The sequence below is a fragment of the Burkholderia sp. Bmkn7 genome (assembly GCF_041103175.1).
Lineage (GTDB): Bacteria > Pseudomonadota > Gammaproteobacteria > Burkholderiales > Burkholderiaceae > Burkholderia > Burkholderia cepacia.
Map to the genome: position 1 here is coordinate 1,625,535 of NZ_JBGCUH010000002.1, position 23,204 is coordinate 1,648,738.

Consider the following 23,204-nt stretch of genomic DNA (forward strand, 5'->3'; position numbering starts at 1 on the left):
GATATGGCAGCGCGCTTCGGTGCCGTCGGGAACCGCAACCGCCGCAGATGCAACGGTTGGCATGTCGATTCGATAACGACGGTGACGGAGACGGGCATGCAAGTCCGGGGTCTGACAGGCGCGCCGCTGGACTACTGGGTCGCGGTCGCGCAGGGGCATGATGCCCCGCGCGCCGATGCGTCCGGGTGTACGTCGATTCGCGCGGCGGGCGCGGCGCTGGCTTCGTTCGTGCCGTCGACATCGTGGACGGACGGCGGCCCGATCGTCGAGCGGCTGCCGTTCGCCGCTTTCGAGCGCGAGGGCGGCCGTGGCGCATGGCGGGCCGTGCTGCACCGGGCCGTGCCGGCCGCGGGCGAGCGCTGCACGTTCAACCAGTCGGGGCCGACGCTGCGGGTCGCCGCGATGCGCACGCTCGTCGCCTCCACGGTCGGCGACGACGCGCCGGATCTCGACATGCCGCGGCCGCGCTGAACGCTGAACGCCGCCACGCGCGTCACCGTTCAGGCGGACACGTTGCGGATCGCGATCGAGGCGACGTCGACGCGGCGCGGCAGGATCGCGTCGGCCGCCGCGCGATCGGCGACACGCTGCAGCACGTCGATGTCGGCACCGCTGAGGCTGCGCTGTGCGAGCGCGGCCCGGCGCGCGATGTCGGTGGCTGCGTCGGGCGGCAGGCGCGTGAGCGACGCATAGACGGTCGCGTAGTCGGCGGGATGCGCGAGCGCCCACTGGCCCGCGCGGGCGAGCCGCGCCAGCACGTCCGCGAGCGCCGCGCGCTTCGCGCGATCGTCGAGCGTTTCGACCGGCGACGTGAGGAACGCCAGCCCGGAATTGATGCCGCTGCCGTCACGGACGACGCGCGCGCCGCGTCGTACCGCATGCCCGTAGTACGGGTCGAACGTCGCCCAGATGCCGATCCGCTTCGCCTCGAACGCGGCGAACGCGTCGACAGGCAGCACGAAGCGCACGTCGACGTCACGCGGCGCGAGGCCGTGTTCGCGCAGCGCGCCGTACAGCTGGTACTGCGAAATGCTGCCGCGCGCGGACGACACCACGACGGTCTGTCCTTTCAGGTCGGCGACGGTACGGACCGGCGAATCGGGCTGCACGACGATGCCGAGCGATGTCGCCGAGCCGACGCGCGTCGCGACGATCCGCAACGACGGATCGCCGAGCGCGGCCGTCAGCACGGGCAGGTCGCCGGCCGGCGCGAGATCGATCGCCCCCGCGCGCTGCGCCTCGAACAGCGGCGCGGCACCCTGGAAGTTGGCCCAGCGGAACCGGTAAGGCGTGCCGTCAAGCACGCGCGCGGCTTCGGCGAGCGCGCGCAGGCCGCCGGCCTGGTCGCCGAGCACGAGCGTGACGCCCGACGGGTCGGCACCCGCCGCATGGGCGGGCAGTGCGACGCCGCCGGCGAGCGGCGCGGCGGCGAGGGCGACAAGACGCTGCAGCACGCGGCGGCGTGCTGGGGCGGAGGTTGGGTTCATCGGCGGAGTGTCCTCGGTTACCCGCGCGCAGGTGGCGCGGTTGCCGGGCAGGTTACGGAATCGGTTTCCAGCCGACAAACATCGAATCGTGCAATGCATATTCGCGCCGCGGCGGCCGGCCCGGCCGCCGTCGCCGCTATCGCTGATATCGCCGCCATCGCCGCCATCGCCGCCACCGTCGCCACCGTCGCCATCGCCGCACGCAGGCGTTTCATGCAGCGTCTTGCGCGGCCGACGGAACCGTCCGCAGGAACGCGCGCACTGCCGGCGCCTTTTCGAAGCGCCGGTGCGCGAGCGCGAGTTCCGACGTGATCGGCTTGCCGGCGATCGGCCGGTACACGACACCCGGCAGCGACACGCAGCCGGCGAGCGCATCGGGAATCACCGCGACCCAGCCGTTCACGGACACGCATGCGAGTACCGCGAGCAAGCCGCCCGGGCGGGCGGCGACCAGCGGCGCGAAGCGGCCGCGGCGCGCGACTTCGAGCGTGCCGCGCTCCTGTTCGGGCACCGCGAAGCGCGCGTCGGCGAGGTCGGCCGCGCGAACGGCGGCCATCGATGCGTAGCGCGACCCGGCCGGCACGGCCGCGACGAACACGTCGCGCTGCAGCGTGACGATCCGCAGGCCGCCGGGCAGCGGCAGCGGCGGGCGGACGTACGCGAGGTCGAGGCGGCCCGTGTCGAGCTGGTTCGCGACGTCGTCCATCGGTACTTCGCGCAGGTTCAGCTCGATGCGCGGGTGCGCGTCGCGAAACGCGCCGACCGTGCGCTGCAGCGTGCCTGAATAGACGGCCGACGACACGTAGCCGATCTCGATCCTGCCGAGCTCGCCGCGCTCGGCCAGCGCCGCGAGTTCGCGGCCGCGCTGCAGGTGTTCGACCGCGGCGCGCGCTTCGGCGAGATAGGCCTCGCCGGCCGCGCTCAGCGTGACCGCGCGGCGCGACCGGTGAAAGAGGCGCACGCCGAGCACGCGTTCGGCCTCCTGGATCTGCCGCGTGAGCGCGGGCGGCGCCATGTCGAGCGCCTCGGCCGCGCGGGCGAAGTGCAGGTGCTGCGCGACGCTCAGGAACGCGCGCACGTGACGGAATTCGAGCCGATCCATGATTGCAGTTTTCGTCAATAAAAAAGCGTCTGAGTATCAATGACGGGCAATACCGGGCAAGCCTAGCATACGGTTCGTTCAACCTGTTCCGGAGTGTCCGATGTCCCAGTCTTCACCGGCGTCGCGCGCGGGCGCGGCGGCCGCCCCGCGCACGGGCGGCCGCATGCCCGCCGCCGCGACGCTCGCCGTCGCGTCCGCGACCTGCTCGCTGATCGTGCTCGACACGAACGTCGTCGCCGTGTCGCTGCCGAGCATCGCGCGCAGTTTCCACGCGAGCTTTGCCGATATCGAATGGGTCGTGAGCGCGTACATGACGGCGTTCGCCGCCTGCCTGCTGCCGGCCGGCGGGCTCGCCGACCGCTTCGGGCGCAAGCGGATGCTCGGCGCGGGGCTCGCGCTGTTCTTTCTCGCGTCGCTCGGCTGCGGCGTCGCGCCGTCGGCGGGCTGGCTGATCGCCGCGCGTGCGGTGAAGGGCGGCGGCGCCGCGCTGTTGCTGACGGCCGCGCTCGCCGTGATCGCGAACCGTTTTCCGGACGGGCGTGAACGGGCGCGTGCGTGGGCGATCTGGGGCATGTGCATGGGGATCGCGACGGCCGTCGCGCCGCTCGTCGGCGGCGCGATCACGCAATGGATCGGGTGGCGCTGGGTGTTCCTGCTGAACCTGCCCGTCTGCATGCTGCTCGCGGCCGGCGCGCGCGTCGCGATCGACGAGTCGCGCGATCCGCACGCGAAGCGCGTGGATGCGGCCGGCAGCCTGTTGTTCGGCGCGGCGCTCGCGTGCGCGATCGCGGCCCTGATCGGCGCACCGTCGCACGGCTGGCTGTCGGCCGCGACGCTCGGCCGGCTCGCGCTCGCCGCCGCGCTGTTCGCGGCGTTCGTCGGCGCGGAGCGCTGGCAGGCGCGGCCGATGATCGATCTCGCGCTGTTCCGCCAGCCGCGCTTCGTCGGCGCCGTGCTCGCGATGTTCGGTTATGCGGCGTGCGCGCAGGTGATGATGACGTTCCTGCCGCTGTACCTGCAGAACGCGTTCGGGATGTCGGCGATCGATGCGGGGCTCGGGATGCTGCCGTTCGCGTTCGCGATGATCGCCGGGCCGTCGCTCGGCGCGGCGCTGGCCGCGCGCGTGTCGTCCGGCGGCGTGCTGGCGGGCGGGCTCGCGCTGATCGGCGCGGGCAACCTCGCGACCGCGGCGCTGACGGCCGGCGGCGACTACCGGCTCGTCGCGATCGGCATGTTCGTGACGGGCTGCGGCGCGGGCATCATGAACGGCGACACGCAGAAGGCGATCATGGCGTGCGTGCCGTCGAATCGCACCGGCATGGCGTCGGGCATCAGCACGACGACGCGCTTCTCGGCGATCGTGACGGCCGTCGGCGTGCTCGGCGCGGTGCTGGCGGCGAGCACGCAGGCGCGGCTCGACCGGCTGCTGTCCGCCGCGCCCGGCCTGCGCGTGTTCGCCGATGCGCCGTTCATGTCGAGCCTGCTGGCCGGTGACCTGGCGCGGGCGCTCGAGCGTGTGCCGCCGTCGGCCGCCGGTGCGCTCGCGAAGGCGGCACCCGTCGCGTTCGCGAGCGGGTTTGCCGACGCGCTGACGGTAAGCGGCATGCTCGCGCTCGTCGTGGCCGTCGTTGCATGGAAGTTGCTTGCGCAACCGATGCGCGAGGGTGCGTGAAGGTGCGTGACGTATCGAGCGGTGCGTTGTCGCGCCTGTCGGTCGCGCCGGTCAATGCGACTTCGTCGCGTGACGGTGGATGCGTGCCGCATGGGCGACGCGCGGCGGGTGCGATGCACGGCAATGCGTCGCCTGCCTGCGGCGCGTGCGTCGAACCGGGTCGGGCGCAGCGGCCGTATCGGGTGCATCGGCCGTTGCGGGTGTATCGGCCGTTGCGGGTGTATCGGCTGTATCGGACATATCGGACATATCGGACATATCGGCCGCGGCCGCGGCCGGCACGCGGTTCCCGGCGTCCGCGACTGCGCCCGCGGGAACCGCGGCAACCGCCGGCAGCATCGCCTCGGCGTCGAGCCACGCCCGTGTCGCTTCCTCGATCAGCCCGCGCAGCCAGCGCACGCCGTCCACGCACGCGCCCGATTCGTTCCACGTCACCCGGTACACGATGTCCGGCGGCTCCACCGGCAGCGCGACGGCGGCGAGCGGCAGCAGCTTCGCATAATGCCGCGCGAGCCGGTACGTGGTGGTCAGGAGCATGTCGGTGCGCACGAGCGCATGCGCGGCAAGTTCGAAGTGCGGCAGCGTGACGACGATCCGCCGCTGCAGGCCCACGCGTTCGAGCTGCCGGTCGATCGCACCGGACGCCTCGAGCCACGACGGTGTCGGGCACAGCTGCGGCGCGTCGGCAAAATCGGCGGCCGTCATCGCGCCGTGCCGCGCGAGCGGATGCGTCGCGCGCATCAGGCATACGACGCGATCGTCGAACAGGTCGTCCTGCCGGAACCGCGACGAGCGCGCAGGGCGATTGTCGATCACGACGTCGAGTTCGCCGTCGGCCAGCGCGCGCTCGTCGTCGAAGCCGTCGCCGAGCGGATGGAACACGAGCTGCGCGTTCGGTGCGCGTTCGCGGAACAGCGCGACGAGCTTCGGCACGAACAGCACGTTCAGGTAGTCGGGGCAGCCGATCCGGTAGGTGCGCACCGACGTGCGCGCGTCGAACGTCGGCTGCTGGATGCGGATGAAGTCGATCACGCGCAGCGCGTTGCGCAGCGGTTCGATCAGCCGCGCGCCGAACTCGGTCGGCACCATCCCGTAGCGGCTGCGCACCAGCAACGGATCGCCGAGCAGCGTGCGCAGGCGCTTGAGCGCGGCGCTCGTCGCCGGCTGCGACATGTTCAGCCGCACGGCCGCGCGCGACACGGTGCGCTCGGTGAGCAGCACGAGCAGGATGCGCATCAGCCGCGCATCGAGCACGTCGAGCGCGCCCGCGGCGTCGGATGCGCGGCGGGGCAGTGCGTCCGGTTCTAGCGTGTCCCGCATGCCGATACGCCTCCCGGCGGCACGATGCCCGAGCGCGACGCGGCAGCCGGCCGGCGGCGCATCATTTTGCGAAGGTGCCCGGCCAGCCGACGATCCGCTTCGGGCGCGGCGGTGCGTACGTGCGGACCTTCGACGTCTTCAGCTTCAGGCGCACCAGCGACTCGGCGAGTGCGACCGCGGCCGATACGCCGTCGACGACCGGCACGCCCGTGCATTCCTCGATCTGCCGGTCGAGGCCGGCCATCCCGCCGCAGCCGAGGCAGATCACTTCCGCGTGATCGTCCTTCACCGCGCGCTGCGCCTGGCCGACGATCGACTCGATCGCCCTCGCCGGGTTCTCCTCGAGTTCGAGCACCGCGAGGCCGCTTGCGCGCACCGACGCGCAGCGTGCGTCGAGCCCGGCGAGCTTCAGGCGATCCTCGATCAGCGGCACCGTGCGGTCGAGCGTCGTGACGACCGAGTAGCGATGGCCGAGCAGCATCGCGACGCTCGCGGCCGCTTCGGTGATGTCGACGACGGGCACCGTCAGCAGTTCCTGCAGGCCTTCGCGGCCGTGTTCGCCGTAGCCGGCCTGGATCACCGCGTCGTACGGCTCGTCGTAGCTCAGCACGCGATCCATCACGGCGATCGCCGCGAGGTAGCTCTCGAAGTTGCCTTCGACCGACTCCGCGCCGAAGTGCGGCGTCAGCCCGACGATCTCCGTGCCCGGCGACGCGGCGGCCTGCGCCTGCGCGGCGATCGCGTCGGTGATCGACTCGGTCGTGTTGACGTTGACTACCAGGATCCTCATTGCCGACTCCGTATGCGTGTGTTCAGTGTTGCGCGCAGGCGACCGCGATGGGTTCGCCCGAGCGCTCCTCGTATTGCCGTTTGCGATCGGCCAGCAGCCAGTACACGCTGCCCGCGATGGCCGCGCCGAGCAGCCACGAGAACGGCGTCATCGCGCTGAAGGCCGGCACGACGGCGAGCGTGATCGAGATCAGCGCGGACGGCAGGAGCGCCGCAAGTGCCTTGCGGTTCACACCGCGCGTGTAGAAGTAGGCGCCCGTCGGCGCTTCGGTATAGAGGTCGGGCACGTTCACGCGCTGCTTGCGCACGAGCCAGTAGTCGACCGTGATGATCCCGTACAGCGGGCCGAGCAGCGCGCCGAGGCCGGACAGGAAGTAGACGATCACGATCGGGCTGTTGTACAGGTTCCACGGCAGGATCAGCACGGCGACCGTCGCGCTGATCAGGCCCGCGCGGCGGAACGACAGGCGATGCGGCGCAAGGCTCGTCAGAACGAAGGCCGGCGCGACGAAGTTCGCCATGATGTTCACCGCGACCGTGACGATCAGGAACGCGAGGCAGCCGAGCACGAGGAACAGCTTGTTCGGCACCGTCGCGATGATTTCCGTCGGGCTGTGGATGATGTGGCCGTTCAGCTTGAACTGCGCGCCGGCGAGCACGAAGCTGATCGTCGCGAACACGAGGATGTTGACCGGCAGGCCCCAGAAGTTGCCGACCCGCACCGTCTTCGCGCTCGGCGACGAGCGCGCGAAATCGCAGAAGTTGAGCACCAGCGTGCCGTAGATCGCGAGCCACAGCGAGCCGCCCGCGAAGATCTCCGTCCACATCTTCAGGCCGGTCAGCGGCTTGCCGATCGACATCGCGAGATGGCCGCCCGTGCGGCTGAACATCCACGCGGCGAGCGACAGCGTCGTGACGAGGATCACCGGGCCGGCGAGCCCCTCGTACTTGCGGACCATTTCCATCCCGTACGTGAGGATGCCGATCTGCACGAGCCAGATCGCGACGAACGTGACCCAGCCGAGCGTCGACAGCCCGAAGATCGCATCCTGATCGAACGCGGCGAGGCTCGGCAAGATCGCGGTGAGCAGCACGCGCAGCACGACGGACGCGAGATAGGTCTGGATGCCGAACCATGCGATTGCGATCACCGCGCGGATCATCGCGGGCAGCAGCGCGCCGTAGATGCCGAAGCTCATCCGGCTGATCACCGGGAACGGCACGCCGGTCTTCTGGCCCATGTAGCCGGTGAGGTTCATGAAGCAGTAGACGAGCACCGCGCCGATCGCGAGCGACGTGAGCATCTGCCAGCCCGACAGGCCGAGCGCGAACAGCCCGATCGCAAATGAGTAGTTCGCGATGTTGTGCACGTCGTTGGTCCACAGCGCAAAGATGCTGTAGCGGCCCCACGTCCGCCCCTCGGCCTTGGTGGGCGCGAGGTCGGGGTTGTGCAGCCGCGGGCTCAGCGCGGGGGCGCGCGCGGCCGAATCGGTTCGATGCGATGCGTCGACCGCGCCGGGCACGATGCCCGGGCGGTGGGTGGCTTCCAGTTGCACGCCGTTGTCTCCTTCCATGTGCGGGGCGCGAAACCGGCAGCGCGTATACGCTGCGACGGCCCGGCCGCCGTGGACGTTATGTCTCGGATTTGTTCGCGAGTATGGGTGGCCGGCACGGTGATGGGAAATTAAATATTCGGCTGGGCGTCATTTGAAAAATGAATGCGAGGGATCGATGGCGAGGCACGGGGATTGCGCACCGAAGGGTTCCATCCACCGACATCAGCGGAGGTGTCATGCAGCGATATTCCCTTCGTCACGTATCGCGAGCCGTCTTCGCCGGCATCCTGATCGCCGGCCTGGCGGCGGGTGCGGGTTGCCAGAAAAAGAGCGACACCGGTACCGGTGCGAGTTCGGACACCAGCGCCACCGGCGGCATGTCGCCGGCGCCGTCCACCGCGCCGTCGGGCACGCCGGGCAGCGGTGCGGCCGACAGCGGCACCACGGGCGGCGCGGCAAGCATGCCGGGCGCGGCTTCCGCGCCGGCGGGCGCAAGCGGCGGCTGACCGGCATCGGCCGGGCGGCGCACGGGGCGTACTCGGCTTGCGCCGGTTCGTCACCCGTGCGCTGCCGTGCCGCACGGGCATCGCAGGCCGCGCGTGCGTGCCGTACCTGCGCGTGAAAGATTTGCAAGGACCGTTGTAGCGATTCCCGGACCGGCGCCGGCATCACGCCGGCGCACGCCGTCCGGAACAGGAGGTGCGATGCAGAACGCGGAATCGAATCCAACCCCGCAACAGCAGCGGGAACAGATCGCGAAGAGTCCGGTGAAGACCCCGGCAGCCGGCGACATGCCCGACGCGGCGACCCAGGCCGCCGAGGTCGCCGAGGCGGGGAAGCGGCCGCTGACGCCGGAGGCGGTCGCGGCGAAAACGCCGACCGGCCTGCCGCCGATCGACGTCGGCGCGCATGCGGTCGACAGCGGCGATCCCGTGCGTCGCGCGGCCGGCCGGATCGTCACGCTCGACAACGCGAACATGGCGATGACCGACAACACGGTCGACGTCGACGGCAAGGGCATGGAGGCGCGCACCGGCGCGTCGGAACTGCAGGACAACGTGATCTACTCGAACGCGTCGCTCGACGATGCGGTCGAAACGCCCGATGAGGGGCTCGGCGGGATCGAGAGCCGGCCGGGCGGCAACATGCCGCAGATCGCGACGCGGCCGGGCTGGCGCGTGCGGCATGTCGGCGATGTCGACGTCGAGCACGGCGACGGTACGCGCGCCGAGCACGTGATCTGCCTCGAGCGGATCGACTGATACCGCCGCTGACACTGCCGCTGGTACCGCCGGATACAGGTTCCCGGCGCGTGGCGGCTGGTGCACGCGCACCGGCCGCCACGATCGCCGCCGCCGTGTTCGGCCGTTACTGCGGCCCGAGTTCCTGCGCGGACGAATCGGCGTCGTTGCCTTGCGCAACCAGCACGTGGATATCGTTCGGCGTCACGTCGCCGACCCCGCCCGACGGAATCGTCAGCAGCAGCCAGTCGGCGTTGTTGTTGATGGTGACCGGCGCGGTCTTGAGGATCGGCGTCTTGCTGCCGGCCGTCGTGACGATCACCTGGTAGCTGCCGCCGTTCAGGTAGATCGAATCCTGCGTCGTGGCCGGCACCGCGTTCTGGTAGGCCGCGCCCGCGAGCGTCGGGCTTTGCGTCGTGATGTCGGTGCCGGGCGGGACGACGTACATGTCGATGTTCTGCGCGTTCGGCGACGCATTGAAGGTGCGCACGCGCGCCTTGTCCGACAGCAGGCCCTTGTCGTAAGGATCGTCGATCACGGAGATCAGCGACGTCGTGCTCGGCAGCGCGATCGTCGTGTAGTGATGGCCGTTCGCCGCGCTGAACGATTGCGACGCGATGGTCGAGGTCGTGCCCGAGATGTCGTAGCTCGCGGTCTGCGTGCCCGAGTCGACGTCGTGATAGCGCGTCACGCCCTTGTACGCGACACCCGACTGATCGACCTTGGCGTTCAGGTAGTAGTCGAGGTTCGGGCCGGCCGGCACCGCGTTGATGAAGCGCGCCTGCGGCTTCGAGATGCCGAGCTCGGTGCCGACGTCGTTGCCGTCGCCGCCACATGCCGCGAGCACGGAAATGATGGAGCACAGGGCCGCTATCGTTCGTATTGATTTCATGTTGTCCTCTCGTTCAGGGGAACCTGTTTGCGATGCGGGATCGCCACGCGAAGGTCGCGTGGTGAGCAACGCCGGTTGCGGGAAGGATGCTGTCCGCCGGATCGGCGGGCGTGTGGATGGCGCAAGCGACGTGCCTGTCTGGCGACGGAGCGCCGGACGGCTGGGTGCGGGCGGGGCCGGTCAGGCGTGATTGAGGGCGCGCGCGCAGGTTGTAAAAAGGGCGACGTCGCAAGGGCCGGGCGCGGGGACGCGTCGGTGCCGACCCGGTCGGCGGGCTCGCCCCGGCCGTTGCGCCGCCCAGCGCCCCCGCAACGGCGTGCGGGCAGGGCGAAACTACCTGCCGGCCGAAGCCGGACGCCGGCGAGGGCTGTAAATCTTGCCTGCACCCGTCATCGTTTAACCATTCGAAACAATGTGTTCACCGAAAGGGGCATGATCTCCGGCGATCGGGCAGGCATACTGTCGCCTATGTTGCTCAATGCACGTCGAAGTACGTGCGCTTGCCCCCATGCCCACTCCAGTTTCCTTTCGAACCCTGCGATGGTTGACCGTCGCGGCTGTTGCATGCTTGCTCGCCGCGTGTTCGACCGCTTCCGACGTGACCGCGACGTCGAACCCGAACGTATTTACCGTGACGACGCGCACGGTCGGCGTATCGACGACGTGGGCCGACGCCCATACGAAGGCCGTCGATGAAGCCACCAACTACTGCACGCAGCGCGGCATGCGCGCCAGCCTGAAGCAGGAGGCGCTGACCAGCGGCAGCCGTGTCGGCGCGCGCTCCGAACTCGCGTTCGAGTGCCATCCGACCTTCGAGACGGCGTCGAATCCGCGCGGTTGAGCGACCGGCGGCGGCGTACGCCGCCGTCTGCGTTTTCCTTCCTTTTCCCCGATGCAAACCGACCCGCGAGGCCGTACAGGCACATCGCGGGTCGGCGCACGTCCGGCGTCGGCGGCGGTTACGCCGGCTGCGCCTCGTACAGCTTCACGCACGCGGAGAAGTCGAGCGTGCCGAGCCCCTGCTGGTTCATCGACTGATAGAGCTGCTGCGCGAGTGCGCCCATCCACACCGGCTGGTGCGCGCTCCGTGCCGCTTCGGTCGCGAGCCCGAGATCCTTCAGCATCAGGTTCGCCGCGAATCCGCCCGCGTAGCCGCGCGCGGCCGGCGCGGTGTCGCTCACGCCCGGATACGGGTTGTACGTGTCCGAGCTCCAGCAGCGGCCGGTCGACGTATTGATGATGCCGGCCAGCACGGACGGATCGATGCCGAGCGCGGCGCCGAGCGCCATCGCTTCCGAGACGCCCATCATCGAGATCCCGAGCAGCAGGTTGTTGCAGATCTTCGCGATCTGCCCGGTGCCCGTGCCGCCGCAATGCACGACGTTCTTGCCCATGTCGAGCAGCACGGGGCGGATGCGCTCGAACAGCGCGGCGTCCGCGCCGACCATGAAAGTCAGCGTGCCGGCCTGCGCGCCGCCGGTGCCGCCCGACACGGGGGCGTCGGCGAGCGGGAAGCCGCGCTGCGCGGCGGCGTCGGCCACTGCGCGCACGGTGCCGGGATCGATCGTGCTGCAGTCGATCAGCGTTGCGCCGGGGCGCGCGCCGGCCAGTACGCCGTCGTCGCCGAGATAGACCGCGCGCACGTGTTGCGCGGCTGGCAGCATCGTGATCACGACCGCGCCGCGCGCGGCCGCTTCGCGCGGCGAGCCGGCGGCGCTTGCGCCGGCGCGCACCGCGACGTCGACCGCGTGCGCGTCGAGGTCGAACACCGTCAGCGCGTGGCCGGCTTTCAGCAGGTTGGCGGCCATGGGGCCGCCCATGTTGCCGAGTCCGATGAATGCAATGTCCATGTGCGGGCCCTCGCTCAACGCAGCGCGATCGTCGTGTTCACGCCGCCGACCGTCGCGTCGTCGTCGAACCAGCGCGCGGTGACCGTCTTCGTCTGCGTGTAGAACTGCACGACCTGCTTGCCGTACGGGCCGAGGTCGCCGAGCTTCGAGCCGCGCGAACCCGTGAAGCTGAAGTAGGGCACCGGCACCGGAATCGGGATGTTGATGCCGACCTGGCCGATGTCGATCTCGCTCTGGAACTTGCGTGCCGCCGCGCCGCTCTGCGTGAACAGCCCCACGCCGTTGCCCATCGGGTTGCGGTTGACGAGCGCGATCGCGTCGTCGAGCGTGTCGGCTTCGAGCACGACCACCACCGGCCCGAAGATTTCTTCCGTATAGATCGACATGTCGGTCGTCACACCCGAGAAGATCGTCGGGCCGACGAAGTTGCCCTGCTCGTAGCCGGGCACCTTCACGTTGCGGCCGTCGAGTTCGAGCTTCGCGCCGGCCTTCACGCCCTCGTCGATCAGCGCGGTGATGCGCGCATGCGCGGCCTTCGACACGACCGGCCCGACATCGGTACCCGGTTCGTGGCCCGCGTTGACCTTCAGCGCCTTCGCTTTCTCGACGAGCTCGGGCAGCCAGTCGCGCGCCGTGCCGACCAGCACGACGACCGACGTCGCCATGCAGCGCTGGCCGGCCGCGCCGAAGCCCGCGCCGACGAGCGCATTTATCGTCTGCTCGCGGTGCGCGTCGGGCAATACGACCGCGTGGTTCTTCGCGCCCATCATCGACTGCACGCGCTTGCCGTGCTGGCTGCCGAGGTTGTACACGTGCGTGCCGACGCGCGTCGAGCCGACGAACGAGATCGCCTTGATGTCCGGGTGCGTGCAGAGGCGGTCGACCACCGTCTTGCCGCCGTGCACGACGTTCAGCACGCCCTGCGGCACGCCGGCCTCGATCGCGAGCTCGACGAGCTGCATCGTCGACAGCGGGTCCTGCTCCGACGGCTTCAGCACGAACGTGTTGCCGCAGACGATCGCCATCGGGAACATCCACAACGGGATCATCCCGGGGAAGTTGAACGGCGTGATGCCCGCGCACACGCCGATCGGCTGGCGCAGCGTGTAGGTATCGACGCCGCCGGCCACGTTCTCCGCGAATTCACCTTGCTGCAGCGTGCCGATCGAGCACGCGTGCTCGACGACTTCGAGGCCGCGGAAGATGTCGCCCTGCGCATCGGGCAGCGTCTTGCCCTGCTCGGCCGTCAGCGTGTGCGCGATCCGTTCGAGATTGCGGCGCACGAGATCCTGGAACTTCAGCATGATGCGCAGGCGCGCGCCGATCGGCGTCGTCTTCCACGTCTGGAACGCGCGCTGCGCGGACGCGATCGCGGCGTCGACCTCGTCGAGCGTCGCATACGGCACGCGGCCGATCACTTCCTGCGTCGCGGGGTTGACGATGTCGCCCCATTCGGCGCTTTGCGATTCGACGAACGTGCCGTCGATCAGCAGCTTGGCGGTGGGCAGGGCGAGGGTGGTCTGGGGAACTGCGGCGTTCATGGGACTCTCCGGGAAACGGGGTAATGACAAACAAGGCGGCCCGTATCCGCCGCCGCGCATGCGCGCACGGCGGACGGCAGGACGAACTGGAATCGATCGGATGCCGGCGGCGTGCTCACGCGCGCGCCGGCCGCATCAACGCGGTACACACGAGCGCGAACACGCCGAAGCCGACGAGGTAGGCGATCACGTAATGCGGCTGGCCGCCGCCGGCCTTCAGCAGCGACGTCGCGATCATCGGCGCGAAGCCGCCGCCGATCACGCCGGCCAGCTGCACCGACAGCGAGATGCCGCTGTAGCGGATCTCTGCCGGGAACTGCTGCGCGAACAGCAGCGATTCCGGCGCATAGAGAATCGGGAACACGACGCCGAGGCCGAGCACGATCGCCCACCACGCGGTCGACGTCTGCTGCGTGCCGAGCATCAGGAAGAACGGCGCGGCGAACGCGCACATCAGCACGAGGCCGATCGCGAACATCCGGCGCTGGCCGATGCGGTCGCTGAGATGGCCGCACAGCGGCATCGTGACGAGCGACAGCGCGGCGCCGGCCGTGATCGCGTGCAGCATCTCGGCCTTCGGCAGATGCAGCTGCTGCGTCGCGTAGGCGAGCGCGAACGTGACGACCATGTAGAACCAGGTGTTCTCGGCGGCGCGTGCGCCGACGATCGTCAGCACCTCGCGCGGATGGCGGCGCAGCGCGGCCGTCACCGGCGATTTCTCGGCCTTGCCCTGGCGCTGCATCTTCTCGAAGTCGGGCGACTCGGGCACCTTCGCGCGGATGAACCAGCCGAGGCCGACGAGCGCGATGCTCGCGAGGAACGGCACGCGCCAGCCCCACGACAGCATGTCGGCTTCCGGCAGCGCGGCCACCGCGGCCATCGCGACCGACGACAGGATCAGGCCGAGCCCGACGCCCGTCTGCGGCAGGCTGCCGAACAGCCCCTTGCGGCCCTTCGGCGCGTGTTCGACGGCCATCAGCACCGCGCCGCCCCATTCGCCGCCCACTGCCATCCCCTGCAGGAACCGCATCCCGATCAGCAGCGCGGCGGCCCAGTAGCCGATGCTGTCGTACGACGGGATCAGCCCGATGATCATGCTCGGCACGCCCATCAGCAGCAGCGTGATCATCAGCATCGACTTGCGGCCGATGCGGTCGCCGAAGTGGCCGAACACGATGCCGCCCATCGGCCGCCCGATGAAGCCGACCGCGAACGTGCCGAACGCGGCGAGCGTGCCGACGACGGGGTCCAGCGACGGGAAGAAGATGCGGTTGAACACGAGCGCGGCCGCCGTGCCGTAGAGGAAGAAGTCGTACCACTCGATCGTGGTGCCGGCCATGCTGGCCCAGCCGGCCAGCAGGTGGTGCTTCGCGGTGCGCTCGGGCGCAGGTGCCGCGACTGTCGCATGCTCATCGAGGGTGGATCGCGTCTGCATGGTGTCTCCGTGGTGGTGCCGCGGCTCGTGGTCCGCAGGTCACGGTCGAGTATAGTTATGCGCAGATTCATCATGTACCGATAAAGAAACCGGTTGGATGTGCATTTATGCATATCGACGGCCGGCCCGGAGACGCCAGCCCCTTTTTCCCTCGCCGATGCGACATGCCACCGAGCCGGTTTCCGGCAACCTGAACTGGGACGACCTGCGCTTTTTCCTCGAAGTCGCGCGCACGCAGCGGGCGAGCGGCGCCGCGAAGCGGCTGGGCGTCGACTACACGACCGTCGCGCGGCGCATCCGTGCGCTCGAGGCGGCGATGGGCACGCTGCTGTTCGACAAGTCGCGTTCCGGCGGCTTCACGCTGACGGCCGAAGGCCAGCGGCTCGTCGCGTATGCGGATGCGATGGAGACGACCGTGCAGTCCGCATGCGACCAGGTCGCGAATACGGGCGAGGCGCTGTCGGGCCATGTGCGGATCGGGTCGACCGAGGGGTTCGGGTGCTTTTTCCTCGCGCCGCAGCTCGCGCAGTTTCGCGCCGAGCATCCGCACGTGACGGTCGACCTGCTGCCGGTGCCGCATTTCGTCAACCTGCCCAAGCGCGAGGCGGACCTCGCGATCACGCTCGAGCGGCCCGAGCGCGGGCCTTACGTGGTCACGAAGCTGTGCGATTACCAGTTGCGGCTCTACGCGACGCGCGACTATCTCGCGAACCATCCACCGATCACCTGTACCGACGATCTCGCGGAGCACGCGTTCATCAGCTACGTCGACGATCTCGCGTTCAGCAACGAACTGCTGTACCTGGACCGGGCGGTGCCGGGCGCGACGGCCGGGCTGCGCACGACGAGCGTGATCGCGCAGTATTTCGCGGCGCTGCAGGGCGGCGGGCTCGCGATCCTGCCGTGCTTCATGGCGGCCACGCAGCCGGCGCTGGTGCCCGTGCTGCCGGACGACGTGGTCGTCACGCGGTGCTTCTGGCTGACGTGCCGCGAGGATCTGCGCAAGCTGCGGCGCGTGACCGCGCTGTGGGATTACCTGCGCGCGGCGGCGGACGCGAATCGCGCGCTGCTGTCGGGCGAATCGGGGGCGCTGAGATTCGTCGGCGAGCCGGCCTGACGGGATGGCGGGCGGGGCGGTGACGAACGAGTTGATCTGAATTGAAAGAATGGCCGACGAAGATCCGGCCGCTTATCGGGGGAAATGCAGATGGCGTTGACGCAGGCGGGCAAGGTGTTCGTGGTCTGTGTGGCGGTATTCGGCGTGGCCGCATACTGGCTCGCGTCGCGCGTGGTGCGCCGACAGACCGGCGGCAAGCGCGGGGCGGGCGGCGCGGTCGCCTTCTGGTGGCTCGTGTGCTTTTGCCTGGTGTCGCTGCTTTTCCCGTTCGCGTACTGGATCGGCGACGAACTCTACACACTGGCGGTGTTGCCGAAATACGAGGCGACCGTCGTGTCCTACCAGTCCGAGTGGGACACCTGCGAGCGACGCGACAGCAGCGGGCGCACCGACCGATATCGGTGCATCAAGTACACGTCGATCCTGGAAGCCGTGATGCCGGATGGCGAGCGGGTCGTGCTGCCGGGCAACATCCGATCCGGCGGCGTGCCGGAGATCGGCGAGAAGATCGATGTCGTGTTGCCGGCCGGGGCCACCCAGTTGCATGAACGCAGTGTGCGCAGTGTCGGCTTGCTGGCCGGCGGCGCGCTGATGGTCGCGATCATCGGGTATTTCGTGTACCTGATCGCGGCGTACGGCGCGGGGAAGAACATCGACGGTGCGGCCCGATTCGGCGTGGCCGCGGTGATGAACGCGCTCGTGCCGCTCGGCGCGCTGCTGATGGAAATCGGGTTCCTGAGCGTGCCGTACCGCTACTGGGTGCAGGGGAATCCCGAACAGTGGCCGGTGTGGGTGCTGGCGCTTGGCCTGCTGTTCGCGCTGGCGCTGCTGCCGTTGCTGCTCGTCTACGCGCGAACCGCGTGGCGGGCGGTCGTGAAGTGACGAATGCGGCGGGGCGGTTGTGTCATCATGCCCGCACCGGCAACCGCCAGGAGACGGTCGTGGAAATTCATTCGCAGTGGACGTTCGATTGCCGGCCCGAGCATGTCTGGCCGCATTTCCTCCATGCCCGGATGGACGACACGCGGCCGTTGCTGTTCCGCCTCGGCGTGCCGAAGCCGGTCAGCTGCCGCGTGCTCGAAGGCGTGCCGGCCGTCGGCAACACGCGGCAGTGCACGACCGATCGCGGCACCATCGATCAGCGCATCCTGGTCCTCGACGAGCATCGCCGGCTGCGTTACCGGATGGTGGCGTCGACGGTGTGGTGTCGCGACTGGGTCGGCCTGCTTGAGGACGAATTCACGCTGACACCGGTGGAAGGCGGCAGGACGCGCGTCGAACGGCGCACCGTGTTCAGCGCGCGTGGCCTCTTCAGGCCGGTTCGGCAGATCGGGTTGTGGCTCGCGTTGCAGCAGGCGCACCGGTATGCGGCCCGCAACTGGCGGCGTCTCGCGATGGCGGCGCAGGGGCGGGCGGGTGCGATGGAGACGGTGCGCTAGGGCTTGGGCGCGGGCGCGTAATAGATTTGCCCGACATCCGTGTCGCGTACCTGGCCGTTGCGTTCGGCCTCGGTGCGTGTATCCAGGAAATCGACCGTGCACAGATCCGGGCGGCCCAGCGCCTTCAGGATGCCCGACGTGCGCCACGCCGGCAGCCAGTCGGCCCACGACAACCGCACGCCCAGGAGCAGCGCGAGCATGACGCCGATCGCGGCCGGCCCGCCCAGCAGCATGGCCAGGTCGACACCCAGGTTGGAAAAGCCGTCGTCGCCGGTCCAGAGCAGCAGGATCATGATCGGGACGACAAAGCAGTTCATGCCGATGAACATCCATTTCCACGCCAGCCAGAGGTCGTGCGTCAGGCCGGCCAGCCCTGTGTCGCTGCACGTGTGATCCATGACCGTGCGGCGCCGGTCCGGCGACGACAGCGCGAACAGGCGGCCACGGCGATCGACCACGGCAACCACGTCGTCGCCGACGTCGAAGCATTGCCCGCCGAGGAACCCGCGGTACGACTCGCCGCCGATTTCGATTTCGACCGGTAGCTTCGCGAACAGGATCTTGCCGTTCTTCCCCACGGTCACGAACGCGTTTGCCGACGCGAAGGTCCTGGTTTCGCGCAGGTTCGCGTACGACCACGTCGCCGGATGCTCGACCTTGTCGGCCGCGGCGTTCAACTCGGCCAGGACGAGATCCTCGTCGGCTTGCTGGAACACCAGGGCATTGGCCGCGGCCCCGTTGCCGGTGAGTGCCGCGAGGATCGGCACCACGGTGTGCGTGAACCAGTAGCCGAGCGACTTCTTGCGGGCTTCGGGGTCGACGGGCGGCACCTGACGGCTTCCGGCACTGCCCTGGTCGGGGCGCTCGAGAAAGCGCATCGCGGTCAGTTTGCCTTCGACAAGACGCAGGGGTGACGACATGAGGGCAGGCGGCTGCAATGGGACAAGGTTTGCGGAGTCTACCAGTCGTCTGTCGGCGCGTTTGTCCTGCTTGACGCGCCGTTCCACCGGCGCCGCATCGCGGCCGCCAGTGCCACGCTCGCGCGCCCCGACCCGGAGGCCTTCAACCCGGGCAGCCCAGTCGGTCCGCGAGTTCGTTCAGGTCCTTGACGTCGAAATCCCACTGATCGGCGGCTCGCAGGTCGGTCGTCTGGCCGGGCCCGTGTTCGGTCGGCCGCAGCACGAACGCGGTCGACAGCCCCTGCCGGCGTGCGGCCGCGAGATCGCCGTTGTGCGCGGCGACCAGGCACAGCTCCGCCGGCTCGATGCCGAGAATCTCGACGGTATCGCTGTACACCTGCGGCGACGGCTTGTACGCGCGCACGACTTCCGCGCCGAGGATCGCATCCCACGGCAGCCCCGCGCGTTTCGCGACGTCGACCATCAGCCGGATGTTGCCGTTCGACAGCGGCGCGATGATGAAGCGTCGCTTCAGCCGCTGCAGCGCCGCGACGGCGTCGGGCCACGGGTCGAGGCTGTGCCACGCGAGGTTGAGTGCGTCGATGTCGGCGTCGGGCACGTCGACGATTCCGTAGCGGTCGAGCGTGCGCACGAGGTTCTCGCGGTGCAGGACGTCGAGCCGCACGTAGCGGCGGCGCCCGCTGCGGATTTCTTCCATCGACGGCGAATATTCGGCCCGCCACGCATCGGCGAATTCGAGCGGGTCGAGGGCGGGTGCGTAGCGGTCGAGGAACGCGGCGGCGCCGCGTGCGACGCCGCTTCTCCAGTCGACGATCGTTCCGAAGACATCGAAAACGAGCGCCTTGATATCGGCAGGGTTCGTCATGGTGATCCTGTGAAGGTCAATCGATGAGGGTGCACATCGCCGTGCCGCGCGCGATGCGCGGCGCCGGAGCCATCGACATTGAATCACGGATGCGAAAACGCGGCCTGCCGGGCCCGATGCAGTCCGGCCGCGCCGGAACGGAGAAGCAGGGCAGCGGCGCGCGCCGACGGCCGAGCGCGGCACCCGGAGCATGGCGGTCACGGCCGCGACCAACGCATCAAGGGCGATCACGCGCACGGATCCCGGCGCGGACGATCGAACGCGAACGGAGCCGGGGCGCCGCCGCAAGCTGACGAATCGCTTTCGAACACGGCCCGCATGGCGCGCGGCCTTGCCCGGAGCGGTCGCGCCGCGCGCAGGTCTTCCGGCGGACCGACTGCCGGCCGCACATGCCGCATCGACCGCGTGTAACCCCTGATGCGCATGGACGCCCGGGTTGCCACGGATTGGTGTTAAATGTATTTCGGCGCGCGTTGGCACCGCGTGCAATACGGGGCGCACCGGGCATCGGCGTATACCCGGAGCGAAAAACGGCACGAAGGATCGAAAACGAATCGGGCGCATCAGACCCGATCGGACAGACGGCAGGATTCATCTTGAATACCGAACCGCAAAGTTCTCGTTACAGTCTCGGGCTCGCGGCGGAAGTGCTCGCGTCCGAGCAAAGCGTGCTGAGGCTGATCACGCGCAACACACCGCTGCCGGAGCTGCTCGTCGAAGTCTGCCGGCGCGCCGAGGCTTTGCTCGGCGACGGCGCGTCGTGCACGATCCTGCTGCTCGACATCGACGGCGTGCACGTGCACGTCGGCGCCGCGCCGTCGCTGCCCCGGCAGTACAGCGCGGCGATCGAAGGCGCGACGATCGGGCCGGTGGCCGGCTCGTGCGGCACGGCGATGTACCTGCGCCGGATGGTCGTCGTCGAGGATATCGAAACCGATCCCCTGTGGGCTGACTATCGTGCGGTTGCGCTGCCGCTGGGCCTGCGCGCGTGCTGGTCGGTGCCGTTCCTCGACGACGCGGGCGCCGTGCTGGGCGCGTTCGCCGTCTATCACCGCATGCCGCGCCGGCCGGGCGATGAGGAAACCGAACTGCTGCGCGACATCGGCAACAGCGTCGGCCTCGCGGTGCACCAGGACCGGATCGCGCGACAGCTCGCGCGCAGCGAGGAACATCACCGGCTCGTGGTGAACAGCCTGAACGAAGGGATCCTCGTCGTGTCGCGCGATGGCGTGGTGGTCGCGAGCAACCCGAGTGCGAACCGGATGATGCGCGTGAAGGGCGACCTCGTCGGCCGCAGTCTGTCGACGGTGATCCTGCGCAAGCTGCGCGAGGACGGCACGCCGATCGCGCCCGACGACTGGCCGAGCCGGCGCGCGCTCGAAACGGCCACGCCGATGCTCGACTACACGGTCGGTTTCGGCCTGGCGGACGGCGACACCATCTGGGTGCGCGGCAACGCGGTGCCGATCGTGAAGCCGGGCGAAACGCAGGCCGACTCGGTGCTCGTCTCATTCAACGACATCGGCCCCGTGCGCGAAGCGCAGGAGCAGCTGCGCTACCTGGCGACGCGCGATGCGCTGACGGGCCTCTACAACCGCCGCTGGCTCGGCGACCGCATGCGCGAGCTGTTCGGCGGCCACGATGCGGCGGGCGGGCCCGCGCGCGTCGCGATCCTGTTCATCGATCTCGTCGGCTTCAAGAAGGTCAACGACACGGCCGGCCACGACGCGGGCGACGCGCTGCTGCGCAGCGTCGCGGCGCGGCTCGCGGCATGCGGAGGCGGGCAGCATGCGCTCACGCGCGTCGGCGGCGACGAGTTCGTGATCCTCGTCGACGACTGCGACGATCCCGACCGGCTCGCGGTGCTCGCGCGCGAGGTGATCGACGCGATAGCGAAGCCGTTCGCGATCGCGAACAACGAATACTGGCTCGGCGTGTCGATCGGGATCAGCGTCGCGCCGCGCGACGGCGACGATGCCGTCACGTTGATGCGCAACGCCGATTCCGCGATGTACGACGCGAAGCAGCGCGGCCGCAACCACTTCACGTTCTTCACCGCGCAGCTCAACCTGCGGCTGCAGCGCCGCTTCGCGATCGAGCAGTCGCTGCGGCGTGCGCTCGCGTCGGACATGCTGCGGCTCGCGTATCAGCCCGTCGTCGACGCGCGCAGCGGCCGCACCGTCGGCGCCGAGGCGCTGCTGCGCTGGACGAGCCCCGAGCTCGGGCCGATGTCGCCGGCGGAGTTCATTCCGGTCGCGGAAGATACGGGGCAGATCGTCGCGATCGGCCAGTGGGTGCTCGAAACCGCGTGCCGTCAGGCGGCCGAATGGCGTCGCACGATCGCGCCCGACCTGGTGCTGGCCGTCAACCTGTCGCCGCGGCAGTTTCACGAAGGCCTCGTCGAGTCGGTCGGTCGCTGCCTCGCGCAGACGCGGCTCGATCCGTCCGCGCTCGAGCTCGAGATTACAGAAGGACTGCTGATGAACGACACGGACACCGTGCTGCCGATGCTCGAGGCGCTCACGGACATGAACGTGCGCATCTCGGTCGACGATTTCGGCACCGGCTATTCGTCGCTCGCGTACCTGAAGCGCTTTCCGCTGCACAACCTGAAGGTCGACCGCTCGTTCGTGTCGGGCGTGCCCGATCATCACGATTCGGTGGCGATCACGCAGGCCGTCGTCGCGATGGCGCATTCGCTCGGGATGAAGGTCACGGCCGAAGGGGTCGAGACGCAGGCGCAGTCGCGGTTCCTGCAGCAGATCGGCTGCGACATGCAGCAGGGCTACCTGTTCAGCCGCCCGCTCGACCCGAGCGACTACGCACGCCGGTTCGGCGCCGCGTGAGCGAGGCGCCGAGCCGGCGTTCAGTGTTCAGCGTTCGGCGTTCAGCGTTCAGCGTTCAGCGTTCAGTCGGCGCGCGGCGCACCGAAGCCGCCGGGGACGGGCGGGGTCGGCGTCGCGTCGATCTCGACGCGGTTCTTGCCCTCGTGCTTCGCGCGATAGAGCGCGCGGTCGGCCGCTTCGATCAGCACGGTCGTCGGCAGGCCGGGCGTCGGCACGATGGTCGCGCCGCCGATGCTGATCGTCACGGTATTGCCCGTCGACGAATGCGCATGCCGTAGCCGCAGCGCCTCGATCGCGAGGCGGATCTTCTCGCCGAGCAGCCGCGCGGCACCCGGCGACGTGGCCGGCATCACGACCGCGAATTCCTCGCCGCCGAAACGCGCGGCGAGATCCCCCGACTGGCCGAGACAGCGCTCGATGGTCGACGCGATCTGCTTGAGCACGCTGTCGCCCGACACGTGGCCGTACGTGTCGTTGTACAGCTTGAAATTGTCGACGTCGATCATCAGCAGCGACAGCTCGCTGCGCTCGCGCGTGCCGCGCCGCCATTCGGCGGCGAGGTATTCGTCGAGATAGCGCCGGTTCGACAGCCCGGTGAGGCCGTCCGAATGCGTGAGGCGCCGCAGCTCGAGATTGGCTTCGAGCAACTGCTGCTGCGATTGCCGCAGCGCGCGATAGGCCTCGTCGCGCTGCAGCAGGTTCATGTACGAGCGCGAGTGGTAGCGCACGCGCGCGACGAGCTCGATGCGGTCGGGCAGCTTCACGAGGTAGTCGTTCGCGCCGGCCGCGAAGGCGGCGCTCTTGATCACGGGCTCTTCCTGCGTCGACAGCACGATGATCGGCACGTCGCGCGTCGCCGGATTCGTCCGGTACGCCTTCACGAGGCTCAGCCCGTCGGTGCCGGGCATCACGAGGTCCTGCAGGATCACGGTCGGCCGCGTCTCGATCGCGGTGGCCATCGCGTCGTCCGAACGCGGGCAATAGTGGAAATCGATGCCTTCCTCGTCGACGAGCGCGCGCCGCACGGCTTCCGCGACGATCGTCTGGTCGTCGACCAGCAGCACCATCGCCGGCACGTCGGCGGGCGGCACGTAGGGGCCGCCTGGCGGGCGAGTCGGGTCAATGGTCATGG

At 69.4% G+C, this 23,204-nt stretch carries 22 protein-coding genes; 8 read left to right on the top strand and 14 right to left on the bottom strand.

The genetic code is table 11. The features are described from left to right. The first annotated feature begins 96 nt into the window (after positions 1-96). Positions 97-471 (top strand): phage protein NinX family protein, encoded by a 375-nt coding sequence (locus AB3K92_RS13285; protein WP_059484271.1) that lies wholly within the window; start codon positions 97-99, stop codon positions 469-471. 29 nt (positions 472-500) lie between these two features. On the opposite strand, the gene AB3K92_RS13290 is transcribed toward AB3K92_RS13285, so the two are convergent. The 3 genes from AB3K92_RS13290 to AB3K92_RS13300 are packed head-to-tail and all read right to left on the bottom strand — an operon-like array spanning position 501 to position 2,589. Continuing rightward, on the bottom strand, positions 501-1,487 hold the full coding sequence (locus AB3K92_RS13290) for an ABC transporter substrate-binding protein (protein WP_027791218.1): 987 nt from the start codon (positions 1,485-1,487) through the stop codon (positions 501-503). A gap of 17 nt (positions 1,488-1,504) precedes the next feature. Beyond that, positions 1,505-1,702 (bottom strand): hypothetical protein, encoded by a 198-nt coding sequence (locus AB3K92_RS13295; protein ID WP_369465232.1) that lies wholly within the window; start codon positions 1,700-1,702, stop codon positions 1,505-1,507. Further along, positions 1,699-2,589 carry a LysR family transcriptional regulator gene (locus AB3K92_RS13300; protein ID WP_059495034.1) on the bottom strand — a complete coding sequence of 297 codons (891 nt, stop codon included), beginning with the start codon at positions 2,587-2,589 and terminating at the stop codon, positions 1,699-1,701. The genes AB3K92_RS13295 and AB3K92_RS13300 overlap by 4 nt, the downstream gene beginning before the upstream one ends. Positions 2,590-2,689: 100 nt before the next feature. On the opposite strand from AB3K92_RS13300, the gene AB3K92_RS13305 reads away from it, so the two are divergent. Beyond that, positions 2,690-4,261 carry an MFS transporter gene (locus tag AB3K92_RS13305; protein WP_369465233.1) on the top strand — a complete coding sequence of 524 codons (1,572 nt, stop codon included), beginning with the start codon at positions 2,690-2,692 and terminating at the stop codon, positions 4,259-4,261. 51 nt (positions 4,262-4,312) lie between these two features. Here AB3K92_RS13305 and AB3K92_RS13310 read toward each other — a convergent pair whose 3' ends face one another. The 4 genes from AB3K92_RS13310 to AB3K92_RS13325 form a co-directional block, all read right to left on the bottom strand. Beyond that, entirely contained in the window at positions 4,313-5,581 is a 1,269-nt protein-coding gene (locus tag AB3K92_RS13310) for a LysR family transcriptional regulator (RefSeq protein ID WP_369465234.1), read from the bottom strand. 61 nt (positions 5,582-5,642) lie between these two features. Next, the gene (locus AB3K92_RS13315) at positions 5,643-6,371 is read right to left on the bottom strand and encodes an aspartate/glutamate racemase family protein (RefSeq protein ID WP_369465235.1); all 729 of its coding nucleotides are present in this window, start codon (positions 6,369-6,371) and stop codon (positions 5,643-5,645) included. 22 nt (positions 6,372-6,393) lie between these two features. Beyond that, positions 6,394-7,944 (bottom strand): NCS1 family nucleobase:cation symporter-1, encoded by a 1,551-nt coding sequence (locus AB3K92_RS13320; protein ID WP_369465236.1) that lies wholly within the window; start codon positions 7,942-7,944, stop codon positions 6,394-6,396. Between the two features lie 238 nt (positions 7,945-8,182). Continuing rightward, positions 8,183-8,455 carry a hypothetical protein gene (locus AB3K92_RS13325; RefSeq protein WP_225723311.1) on the bottom strand — a complete coding sequence of 91 codons (273 nt, stop codon included), beginning with the start codon at positions 8,453-8,455 and terminating at the stop codon, positions 8,183-8,185. A 175-nt stretch (positions 8,456-8,630) separates the two neighbouring features. On the opposite strand from AB3K92_RS13325, the gene AB3K92_RS13330 reads away from it, so the two are divergent. Continuing rightward, entirely contained in the window at positions 8,631-9,188 is a 558-nt protein-coding gene (locus tag AB3K92_RS13330) for a DUF3005 domain-containing protein (protein ID WP_021164411.1), read from the top strand. 106 nt (positions 9,189-9,294) lie between these two features. On the opposite strand, the gene AB3K92_RS13335 is transcribed toward AB3K92_RS13330, so the two are convergent. After that, positions 9,295-10,059, bottom strand: coding sequence for a DUF4397 domain-containing protein (locus tag AB3K92_RS13335; protein ID WP_048025767.1), 765 nt, complete (start codon positions 10,057-10,059; stop codon positions 9,295-9,297). Between the two features lie 508 nt (positions 10,060-10,567). On the opposite strand from AB3K92_RS13335, the gene AB3K92_RS13340 reads away from it, so the two are divergent. After that, entirely contained in the window at positions 10,568-10,900 is a 333-nt protein-coding gene (locus tag AB3K92_RS13340; protein ID WP_042978286.1) for a hypothetical protein, read from the top strand. Between the two features lie 118 nt (positions 10,901-11,018). Here the strand turns inward: AB3K92_RS13340 and mmsB are convergent, their stop codons facing one another. The 3 genes from mmsB to AB3K92_RS13355 all read right to left on the bottom strand — a co-directional run bounded on the left by mmsB (position 11,019) and on the right by AB3K92_RS13355 (position 14,885). Continuing rightward, a complete protein-coding gene (gene mmsB, locus AB3K92_RS13345) occupies positions 11,019-11,909 on the bottom strand; it encodes a 3-hydroxyisobutyrate dehydrogenase (protein WP_060127325.1) in 891 nt (296 codons plus the stop codon). A 14-nt stretch (positions 11,910-11,923) separates the two neighbouring features. Then, positions 11,924-13,450, bottom strand: coding sequence for a CoA-acylating methylmalonate-semialdehyde dehydrogenase (locus AB3K92_RS13350; protein ID WP_059674896.1), 1,527 nt, complete (start codon positions 13,448-13,450; stop codon positions 11,924-11,926). A 115-nt stretch (positions 13,451-13,565) separates the two neighbouring features. Then, on the bottom strand, positions 13,566-14,885 hold the full coding sequence (locus tag AB3K92_RS13355; RefSeq protein ID WP_021163346.1) for an MFS transporter: 1,320 nt from the start codon (positions 14,883-14,885) through the stop codon (positions 13,566-13,568). Between the two features lie 157 nt (positions 14,886-15,042). Between AB3K92_RS13355 and AB3K92_RS13360 the strand changes: the two genes are divergently transcribed. From AB3K92_RS13360 to AB3K92_RS13370, 3 genes are all read left to right on the top strand, one after another. Next, positions 15,043-16,002, top strand: a complete 960-nt coding sequence (locus AB3K92_RS13360; protein ID WP_021163344.1) for a LysR family transcriptional regulator — start codon at positions 15,043-15,045, stop codon at positions 16,000-16,002. 90 nt (positions 16,003-16,092) lie between these two features. Continuing rightward, positions 16,093-16,884 carry a uracil permease gene (locus AB3K92_RS13365; RefSeq protein WP_175895608.1) on the top strand — a complete coding sequence of 264 codons (792 nt, stop codon included), beginning with the start codon at positions 16,093-16,095 and terminating at the stop codon, positions 16,882-16,884. Positions 16,885-16,943: 59 nt separating this feature from the next. Then, the gene (locus tag AB3K92_RS13370; protein WP_021163341.1) at positions 16,944-17,441 is read left to right on the top strand and encodes an SRPBCC family protein; all 498 of its coding nucleotides are present in this window, start codon (positions 16,944-16,946) and stop codon (positions 17,439-17,441) included. Here the strand turns inward: AB3K92_RS13370 and AB3K92_RS13375 are convergent. Further along, positions 17,438-18,448, bottom strand: a complete 1,011-nt coding sequence (locus AB3K92_RS13375; RefSeq protein WP_369465237.1) for a hypothetical protein — start codon at positions 18,446-18,448, stop codon at positions 17,438-17,440. The genes AB3K92_RS13370 and AB3K92_RS13375 overlap by 4 nt on opposite strands. A 55-nt stretch (positions 18,449-18,503) precedes the next feature. Beyond that, complete coding sequence (locus AB3K92_RS13380) at positions 18,504-19,226, bottom strand: haloacid dehalogenase type II (protein WP_060331965.1); 723 nt, start codon at positions 19,224-19,226, stop codon at positions 18,504-18,506. 596 nt (positions 19,227-19,822) lie between these two features. Here AB3K92_RS13380 and AB3K92_RS13385 point away from each other — a divergent pair. Beyond that, entirely contained in the window at positions 19,823-22,072 is a 2,250-nt protein-coding gene (locus AB3K92_RS13385; protein ID WP_369465238.1) for a putative bifunctional diguanylate cyclase/phosphodiesterase, read from the top strand. A 62-nt stretch (positions 22,073-22,134) separates the two neighbouring features. On the opposite strand, the gene AB3K92_RS13390 is transcribed toward AB3K92_RS13385, so the two are convergent. After that, complete coding sequence (locus AB3K92_RS13390) at positions 22,135-23,202, bottom strand: PleD family two-component system response regulator (RefSeq protein WP_042977849.1); 1,068 nt, start codon at positions 23,200-23,202, stop codon at positions 22,135-22,137. Between the last annotated feature and the right edge of the window lie 2 nt (positions 23,203-23,204).